We start from the raw sequence: 9,669 nt of genomic DNA on the forward strand, positions 1-9,669 counted from the left end.
TAATTGATCTAATTTAGACTTTTAATAAACGACACATAAAAAATGATAGATAAATTTTTCATTCACACTAAATATTTTTATATAAGTAATAAATCATTATAAATCATTATAAATAGTGGCCCCACTCTATGCCTGAAAATCTAGCAAAACAAGTTTCCCAAAACGATAAATATGAAATTCGGTGCCACAAAAAATACAACTTTTCCATTTAGGGGCTTTAAAGTTGTAACTTGATAGCTACGGCCCCCATCGCTATCAAATTATTTCATATTTTAAAAATAGTTCCCAATTCCATGTCTTTCTACAGTATTCATTCAGATTACTGCCTTAAGTCAATTTAGTTCTACTTCCTTATTACATAGTTTTAGTTTGCATACTTCCCCTGATTATTTTTCAAATTAAAATACGCATCTAAAACCTCTTTACCAATTATTGAATTAACTTTATTGCCTTTGTCATTAATTATCCATGGGACAACAACAGAAAATGCCACCTCCGGTTTATCATATGGAGCGTACCCTGTTAAAGTTAAATTATAACAACGAACACGATTGCCTTCCTGATCCTTACCAACACTATTATCATCACCTCCATAAACTGTTTGTGCTGTTCCAGTTTTACCAGCAGGCTTATAAGGAAGGTTTTTGAAAGTACTCACACCAGTTCCGTCACCTTCTTGAAATACACGTCTAAACCCTTCCTTTACTCGATCTATATATTCTTTTTTCATATCTACATGGTTCAATACAACTGGTTCCATTGATTTCACAATTTTACCAATGTCTTCAGTTTTTGTAGTTTGTTCTCTAATTTCCCTCAAAATTTGTGGTTTCAATCGATTTCCTCCATTTGCAATAGTAGAAACATACTGTGCAAGTTGTAAAGGAGTATACGTATCGTACTGTCCGATAGCTAAGTCTAACAAGAAACCTGGTTGATAATTTTCTTTTTTCATTATTCCAGATGTTTCGTTTGGGAGGTCAATTCCAGTTGGAACCCCTAATCCGAATTGCCCAAAATAATATCTCATTTTTTCAAATGCACTTGCCTTTATATCTAATGAACTATTTGGTACGTAATCTATTCCTGCTATTTTTAATGCCGTATTAAACATATAGACGTTAGAAGAAACTTGTAAGGCTCTTAAATCATCAACAATCCCAAAATCTTTCCAAGATTTCTTCTCCTTTGTCCCTTTAAACTTCATAGGCGCATCATTAAAGTTTGTACCAGGTGTAATAGCCTTCGTTTCAAATCCCGTTAACACTGTGGCACCTTTTACAGTTGATCCAAGCTCATATGAGCTCGTCATCGTACCTAAAGCATAATCAGCTATTTCTATGTTCCGATCTTTCTTCCCTAATTTTTTACCCGCCATAGATAATACTTCTCCAGTATTCGGATTCATCATCACTACAAATGCCCGATCTAAAAGAGGCTCTGACCCCTTATAAGCTTTTAATTGCTTTTCAAGAATTTCTTCTACCGCCTTCTGTAATTTCATATCAATTGTCATAATTAAATTATTGCCATTTTTCCCTTTAGAGATCGTTTCCGTTTGAATAACATTCCCTTTTCTATCAGTAACATTCTTAACTTCTGCCTTAGTTCCATGTAGTACGTCTTCATATCGTTGCTCGATATAACTCTTTCCAATACGATCATTGCGATCGTAATCACGAACTAAATAGTAATCTAAATTTTCTTTTGGAAGCCCCTCTTCAGTACTTGTTATATTACCTAGTACAGAACGGAATAATTCACCATTTACATAATTACGTTCCCAGTCAATAGTTGCATCAACTCCTGGAAATTCAGATAAGTTTTCACTAATTGTAGCGTATTCTTTCTCAGATACATTTTTCTTTATAATTTGTGGTGTCATTTTATAACCTGAATTCATTCTCCCTTTAATAGTTAATATCTTTAAGTCTTGTGGACTTAATTCATTCAATTCCTCTGCTGTGACGCGTCCTCGTCTCAATTCATCTATTTTCTTATCAAATTCTTTTCCTTCAATATTTTGTTTACGTAGATTTTCTTCATCTTTTTTTGTAATCTTTTTTTTCATTTTTTCCTTGTTTAACTGCATCCAGTAATCTTTTTTGTCTGTTTCAGTCAACCTATTTATATCTTCTTCTGTTATTTCAAGTATTTTCGAGAGCTTTTTTGCTATTTTTAAGATTTCTTCAGAAGTGATATCTTTCCCCTTTGTATACGAAATGGTACGAACAGCAGTATTATTAACCACTTTCTCACCTTCCCTATCAAAAATTTGACCACGTGGAACAGTAGTACTAACCGTCGCATTTTCTTGCTTTTCAACTGCATTCTTATAACCCTCCCCGTCAACAATTTGTACTTTTCCAAGCCGAATGATAATAGCTGAAAATGATAAAAAAATGCACAAAAATAGTATATTTAACCTTATAGATACCCTGTTTTTTTGTAATGTTTTTGATTGCTTCATATTAATCTCCTTTTAATACTCAATACAATGAACTAATATCCTTAAAAAATCCCCATCACGTAACCCAAAAGTATTTCCCCCTGCATTTACATTATGTCTACAATAACTATTTGAAAATTTTCCAATAATAAAATTTCCATACTCACTAGATAAAAACATATGCAACAGAAAACAACATAAATTTTATATAAAGATTATATAAAGATGTATATTTCAAGAAAAAATTTAGGGTGTAAATTCATGTGAAAAATAAATATTTAATACGTAGAATTTATATAAAAGTTCTCAACAGACTGATTTTTTATATAAATCTGTTTATTCCAAAAATGTATAATTGTAACATACGAAATAAAAGTTATACGTTGATTAAAGATATTGTCGTAAGTAATAATGTAATTCAAGAAAAATTCAAAACACATAGCCATCATTATTTAAAGTTTAAGCTCTTTAAAGTATAAATGTATTAGTATATTTGAGCTTTAGTACATTGAGACCCCCATAGTTTCTATGTACTAAAGCTATTTTTACAGTTAAGAGTTAAAAATCTATCTTTAGTACATTCTATACTTATCAATCGTATTATGAAAAATTGTTAAAAATAATGGAACACATCATTCAAAATGATCACAATAACATATAAAGGTGGAGAGAACGTTGGATTTTCGAGACTTAAAAATTTTTCAAACCGTAGCAAGAGTTCAAAATATTACCGCAGCTGCACGAAACCTTAATTATGTACAATCAAATGTAACAGCGCGCATTAAACTGCTAGAACAAGAGCTAAATACATTGTTGTTTTATCGACATGCTCGGGGTATCACATTAACTGGTGATGGACAAATATTTCTTAAGAAAGTTAATAAATTGTTAAAAGAATTCGAAGAATTACAAAATACATTTACAGATGATAATAATCCCACAGGTCTTCTCAATATTGGAACTGTAGATACTGTTCATCCCTTACCAACCATTTTGGCCAGCTATCATAAACAATTTCCTAATGTAGATATCTCTTTAAAAACTGATGTTAGTCAACGTCTGATCTTAGACATCCTAGAATTTAAGCTAGATGGTGCTTTTGTAACAAGTCCGATTCAAGATTCTTCTTTAGAACAATATAAGGTAAGTACGAAGACACTTGTTCTATTTTCAAATCGTCCTACATTTGATATACAAGATTTGAAAAATGAAACATTTTTAGTGTTTAGCCCCGGATGTGGCTATCGTTTTGTTTTAGAAAAATGGTTGAAAGATGAAGGAATTCTTCTTAAGAAAATTATGGAGTTTAATATGTTAGAAATGATTTTACATAGCGTATCACTTGGTCTAGGCATTACGGTTCTTCCAGTTACAGCTCTAACTTTTTTCTCAAACATTCCCAATATTTATTGGCATGAAATACCTGAACAATATGGGAAAATTGAAACAACATTTGTTAGAAATAAGGATATGGCTTTGTCGCTTACTATGAGAAAATTCATAGAAAATATACAGAGTTTATAGTAAATATCTATAAATAATAATATTTTTATAACAAATATGACTTCCTTCACACATTTCAATTGAAACATATTCCTTTGCGATTTCTTCTAAACTTCTCATTCCTATAATTGATTTGAATAATTTACGGAAAATAACCGCAGTTGATGGTGACCTTCTTTTTGAAGCGATAAAAAAATTAAATGGTGAAGGAATCGTCGCGAAACAAGGGGGGGTACAAAATTATAAATTGGATTGCGATTAGTGGTTACAATAAATCAAGAACAGTTTGGTATCTATGTGATCCTATCACTAAACGTTCATTGGTTACTGCTATAAACCGCAAAGTAAAAACACTGAGATTCGTCATCTCTGTGTCTCCTTTTTATAAATACATGTCGGTTATTTTGCAATTCCCGCCACAATTCTCCTTCTCCCCAACTAAAAGAGTCCTCTGAACAAGCAATATATGCTGGAAAGCAAAATAGAAAGATGCACATTATTACAGGAATGTATAAAATGACAAAATCTTAAATCATTCACAAAATGTTAATATCGTGGGGATTATGAAAATATCTAACTCTTTAATATAGTAAATATTTTCTTATATAAGGGATTACGTCTGGGTAATGCGTACTTACAACGATAGCCCAATAAATTAAGTAATATGATTCTGGTGCAAAAATAAAATATAGGAGAATAAAGGGTTCTGGTGCAAATATTTGAAGAAGGACACGAATAATAGTAGATTCCTAACGGAATTGTATTTTATGCTATAAGTCCAAACACTTGATGAATGAACTCTTTTTGATTTTGGACAGACTGATTCGGTAAATTAATCTGTCCCTTTTTTATCATATGCATGGCTTCAACACCACTCAATATAGAGGTTGCTGTTTTAAATGACTTGAATCCCAACATAGAACGCACACGTTTCTTAATAAAACGATGATCTTGTTCCACTATATTATTGAGATATTTAGCTTACCTTAGTTGTATGCCTTCAGGCAAATGTTTCTCTTCTTTCAACTCTTGAATCGCTACAGGATAGGCAGGGTTCTTATCTACTGTTATCACGCGAGGTTTAGAAACATACGAAAAAGCCAAGGCTTTCTTGAAAAAGCGCTTGGCTGCTTGTTTATCTCTTGATTTACTTAGATAAAAATCAATTGTATTGCCCTCTGAATCAACCGTACGATATAAGTACATCCATTGACCTTTTACTTTAATATAGGTTTCATCGGCTCTCCACGAGTCATTTGTTGATTTAAGATGATGTCGTACTTTCTCTTCTAATTGAGGTCCATATTGATGAACCGAGCGCATAATCGTTGTGTGAGCAATTGATAATCCTCTTTCCTCCAGCATTTCCACCAGGTTACGGAAGCTCAAATTGTACCGCAGGTACCACCTTACTGTTAATAAGATTAGTTCGGGCTGATAATGCTTCCAATTAAACAAATTCTCCTTTTCCATACTGATCACGCACCCTTTCTAGAGTAATAGTATCAGTATGTCCAAGATTTATAGATTCATTGCAATTTTCTCGAAGTTTTTGCACCAGAACCCCTTAAAATACAATATTATTCGAAATTATTCTATTAAAAGTAAAATACAAATCAGTTACTTTTATAGCTATATTGATTTATAATTTTATGAACGAAAAAAGCACTCTTTCGAGTGCTTTTTCTAATACTGCATAAAAAATTATACTTTTCCACTCTTAAAACATATTGTAAATAAAGTATACTAACTATCTCAATTGAAATTATATAAAGGTATAAAAATGTAATTTTATTTAAACAAATCTATTTTTTAACGACAAAGAAATTTTATATGAGTTAGTTTAAGCTAGTCTCTTTCTAAAATTTTATCGAGGTATTTATTTAGAGAAATATTAAATACTTCTTTAAGAATCTGCTGATATTCTTCTTCATTTATAGTTCGTTTACTTTTTTGGCCTTTTCTTGTTTCTGTAAAACTTTTTTTAGTAAGTGAAATATGTCCATCTTCAATTAATTTGCAGACAATGTATCCTTTGTTAAAAGGTGATTCGGGGTGCTCTACAATAATATTTTGTATAGCATTTACTTTGTTTGTATCTATTTCATCTAATGAAAACGCAAACCCAGTGCACCATGTATTAGTAGGTTCAGAATTAAGGAATTGGGCACTCTCCCCATCTTCTCCTTTTTTCAATTCTAGTAGGTAAGTTCCTTTTTCAGTATTCTGTTTACGAATACGATATTTTCCCGTTTGAGATGAGATCACTTCACCACTAAATGGAACTGGGTGTAATGGAAGATGTGAGGCAAGCCCCCCATCTATAATATATTTCTGATTATTATAATTTAAAATAATAATCACATGTCCATCGTCAGGCTTCCACTTATCACCACCTAAATCGTAGACCGTACCAGATATACGATAGACATCAAATCCACAATCAAGTAAAAAATAATATAATACGGTATTGAGCTCGTAACATAGTCCTCCGCGTTGAGTTAGGAGTAATTTTTCTTGAACATTTTTTCTAGTAATTTTCCGGATATTTTTGTTCATAACGTCTAAATTTTCATAAGGTATTACATATGCCATTTGCTGAAGAATTTCATGTAAATTTTCAAAGCTTACATCTTCTTTCGGAGATATCTGTAACCGTGAGAAAAATTTTTTTTGTAAATCAGTCAACATTGTATATAACCTCCCATTTATAGAAAATTTAACCATTAAACACAATGATACACTAAATAAATATATAATCAAGTGTAATAAAAACAAATCAAGTTATTTTATGGCTTGTTTTTACATAAGAAGCCTCACCAGATCAAAAAAAGAAAATTATAAGCTTAGACATAATTCAGGCAAACTTTCATTTTCTATTGATGTTCTTCTTATTTACAGGGCAATTAACTTTTGCTGGCTAATTTTTTAATTTCTGGAAAAATATACTTATTTATCCCTTTTCTCATATAGTATCTTTAATAATCATTTATGAAAAAGGCGAAAACAATACTATTGGTTTTATCTTCCCTTGTTGTTAAATACAGCAATGGTATCCCTGATAGAGTTTTATACTACTTAAATATGAGATTAAAAAATTAATTTTAAAAGAAAAGAGAACCCATATAGGCTCTCCTTCCTTGGCATACTTACAACATGGAGAATGTTGAGACAACTCTTTCAAAACTTTATTAGGGGAAAGTTTTAAAAAATGTACTCACAATAACCTTTACATAAATGTAATATATAGTAAATTGATATAAATTTTTCTAATTATTTGTAACTTTCTGACACCCATTATAACCCTTGTCCTACAAGAAGGTACCAAAGTATCGCTATTAAGCTAAAAAAACAAATATCCCCAAAAAGAAAAAACAAGTTAAATTACCCATAGATAACTATCTTACAATCAATTACATCCTTATTTTTTGATATCAAATAATAAAGATGTAATGTTTAAAGGGGGATTCAGATTGGTTAAAAACTGAACTTTACAAATAGTTATTTTAATACTTGGTGTAAGTTCTTCTGTATTAAGTAAGAACGGATATTTTTCTCCAGTTATAGAATGGTCTTTACTGATTATAAGTATTATTATAATCATTACTGCAGTATAGGTTGATTACTACACGTCTTTGTATATCAACCTTAATATCTTTCCATTTTCGCTAAATTAGCTAATAGAAACTCCTCTGTTATTCAATTTAGAAGTGATATAATTAAATAAACGATACCATCTATGAAATTCATATTAAAAATAACCGGTTATGCTCAGACCGAGGACATGGATGCAGGAGGTTAACCGATGGCACAAGTACAAATACCCAACCAACGAGTAGAAAAAAAGCGCAACTTCAAATTAGTTAAGTTTACAGGGATTGCTGTTTTGATGATTGTTCTAATCACGGCTGCATTCACCATTTGGACACCTCAGCCAAGCATTTGGGTGCTCCAAATGCTTGGCAGCAAGAATAATCCTGAAAATTATGGCTCCCACCCATCCGATTTGCCGGCTCTTATGAAACAAACTCGGGTTCTCTCTGACATCTCATATCCATCCAAGTACCAAGAAAATAAATTGGACCTTTACCTTCCTCAAACCGATTCGAAGCCACTGCCTGTGATTATCTTTATCCACGGTGGAGGCTTTATTAATGGAGACAAGTATATGCCTGCGGATTATTCAAGGGCGCTTGCCTCGGAAGGATTTGCTGTAGTATCCATGAATTACGAGTTAGCGCCAGGGGCCACTTTGTTTGATCAGACGAAGCAGGTCGGCGAGGTATTGTCTTATTTGCAGCAGTTAGCTCAAAAATACCCCTTGGACCCATCGCAGGTGATCTTGGCCGGTTCCTCAGCGGGAGCTTTCTTGGCCGGGGAGTTTGCCCTGATCCAAACCAATTCCGAATATGCAAATCTCGTGGGAGTCCCGCAATCCGTATCGACGAATACAATCAAGGGCTTATTACTATATAGCGCCCCCTACGATATTACAGCATTTCAGCATAGTGATCTAAAGCCCGTGCAACAATTCATAATCAAACGTATGGGCTGGGGCATTTTGGGTGATAAGAACTGGATGGACAATCCGAAGTTTGATGTCTTAAATCTGTCAAAGTATATCACTAAAGACTTCCCTCCTGCATTTGTAACCGACGGCAACACGAATTCATTTGAAACACAAGCCAGGACTTTCGTCGCTACACTTCAAGAAAAGGACGTCCCAGTTACTTCTTTATTTTTCAATCCCAATGAGATAAAAGCTGGTCACGGCTACCAGTTTGATATGGCCTCTCCAGCCAGTATACTTAGTCTGAAGCAGACAAAGACGTTTCTGAAGGGGATCACTTCCTCTAACTAATCTTTGAGGTATTTGCCCGATCAATCTGTTTTATAAAAATCATATTCTTATATTAAAAGAGCAACTCCATTTTGATCAAACTTTATTCTAAAACTACAACCTTCAAATAAAATAATTATATTTGAGGTAACACCACATCGCCATCGAGCTAAAAAAATGTATCTATAAAGCGAATAAATACGCTATTCTTTCCTATGATTCTACAGAAAGAATAGCGTATTTTTTCATTTTAAGGAAATTTAGTTTTGTTAGCTTAATAGCGATGGGGCGGGACCCCTTTAATCATTTAGGGCAACTTTCTTACTTTGATTTGTTGCTTTTGCAGTTGCGATATATACCCCGATTAATACAGATATCATTCCGATTATTTCTTTCCAGCTCATGATTGAACCATAGAATACTACGGAAATTTTCGTTTTGGGGAGCAACCAATTTCTTGACTTGATGGCGATGTGGCGAGACCCCTTACCAAACTTCTAAATGAAATGTATAGCTGAGTAGTTACCTTATTTTTCAAAAAAACATTCTGATTATTTCTTTTTCACTTCTTCTACAAATTCCCATGTCTCTCCGTTATCTTTTGATTGATAAAGTGCACTACTATCGCCATTGTAGTCTCCATCTGCCCCTTGTCCAACTAACATATTAAAAACCCCATCTTTCTCATATGGCAAACTAGGAGAATCAAAAGGACTTATTGTGGACTGTGTATGATCTAATTTCACTTCATGCGGCGGATATTCTACCTTTTTGAAAGATATCCCCCCATCATCTGTGCGATATAACTCTCCCTCATTACCAGAAGGTCTAACTGCTCCTAAAAACCCAAGTTTATCATTTATAAAAGTGATTCCTG

The 9,669-nt window shown here is 32.8% G+C and carries 4 protein-coding genes and 2 pseudogenes; 2 read left to right on the top strand and 4 right to left on the bottom strand.

Annotated features, from left to right (window positions below; all coding sequences use genetic code 11):
- Positions 1-364: 364 nt before the first annotated feature.
- Positions 365-2,470: a peptidoglycan D,D-transpeptidase FtsI family protein gene (locus ABH959_RS27945; RefSeq protein ID WP_113937229.1), complete on the bottom strand. Its 2,106-nt coding sequence runs from the start codon at positions 2,468-2,470 to the stop codon at positions 365-367.
- A 654-nt stretch (positions 2,471-3,124) separates the two neighbouring features.
- Here ABH959_RS27945 and ABH959_RS27950 point away from each other — a divergent pair.
- A complete protein-coding gene (locus ABH959_RS27950) occupies positions 3,125-3,973 on the top strand; it encodes a LysR family transcriptional regulator (RefSeq protein ID WP_078179259.1) in 849 nt (282 codons plus the stop codon).
- Positions 3,974-4,717: 744 nt separating this feature from the next.
- Here the strand turns inward: ABH959_RS27950 and ABH959_RS27955 are convergent.
- Positions 4,718-5,425 (bottom strand): annotated as a pseudogene (locus tag ABH959_RS27955) (IS6 family transposase).
- A gap of 375 nt (positions 5,426-5,800) precedes the next feature.
- Positions 5,801-6,643: an arylamine N-acetyltransferase family protein gene (locus ABH959_RS27960; protein ID WP_078179299.1), complete on the bottom strand. Its 843-nt coding sequence runs from the start codon at positions 6,641-6,643 to the stop codon at positions 5,801-5,803.
- Between the two features lie 1,114 nt (positions 6,644-7,757).
- On the opposite strand from ABH959_RS27960, the gene ABH959_RS27965 reads away from it, so the two are divergent.
- On the top strand, positions 7,758-8,813 hold the full coding sequence (locus tag ABH959_RS27965; RefSeq protein ID WP_404493443.1) for an alpha/beta hydrolase: 1,056 nt from the start codon (positions 7,758-7,760) through the stop codon (positions 8,811-8,813).
- Positions 8,814-9,343: 530 nt separating this feature from the next.
- Here the strand turns inward: ABH959_RS27965 and ABH959_RS27970 are convergent.
- Positions 9,344-9,669: pseudogene (locus ABH959_RS27970) on the bottom strand (WD40/YVTN/BNR-like repeat-containing protein); the annotation flags it as partial.

This window comes from Bacillus sp. RC51 (assembly GCF_044908115.1).
Classification (GTDB): domain Bacteria; phylum Bacillota; class Bacilli; order Bacillales; family Bacillaceae_G; genus Bacillus_A; species Bacillus_A mycoides.

What these genes read in the sequence shown, in the direction of transcription:
- ABH959_RS27945 (WP_113937229.1), bottom strand. Translation starts at nt 2,470, where the DNA reads ATGAAGCAATCAAAAACATTACAAAAAAACAGGGTATCTATAAGGTTA.
- ABH959_RS27965 (WP_404493443.1), top strand. Translation starts at nt 7,758, where the DNA reads ATGGCACAAGTACAAATACCCAACCAACGAGTAGAAAAAAAGCGCAAC.
- ABH959_RS27960 (WP_078179299.1), bottom strand. Translation starts at nt 6,643, where the DNA reads ATGTTGACTGATTTACAAAAAAAATTTTTCTCACGGTTACAGATATCT.